The 255-nt window shown below is 54.1% G+C and carries 1 rRNA gene; it reads left to right on the forward strand.

What is annotated here, in order from left to right:
* Positions 1-255, forward strand: a 16S ribosomal RNA gene (locus MW695_RS22400); the annotation flags it as partial.

Raw genomic sequence — 255 nt, forward strand, 5'->3', positions numbered from 1 at the left:
CGGGAGGCAGCAGTAGGGAATCTTCCGCAATGGACGAAAGTCTGACGGAGCAACGCCGCGTGAGTGATGAAGGGTTTCGGCTCGTAAAGCTCTGTTGTTAGGGAAGAACAAGTGCTATTCAAATAGGGTGGCACCTTGACGGTACCTAACCAGAAAGCCACGGCTAACTACGTGCCAGCAGCCGCGGTAATACGTAGGTGGCAAGCGTTGTCCGGAATTATTGGGCGTAAAGCGCGCGCAGGCGGTCTTTTAAGT

It is taken from the genome of Halalkalibacter sp. APA_J-10(15) (assembly GCF_023017105.1).
Classification (GTDB): Bacteria; Bacillota; Bacilli; order Bacillales; family Bacillaceae_D; genus Halalkalibacter.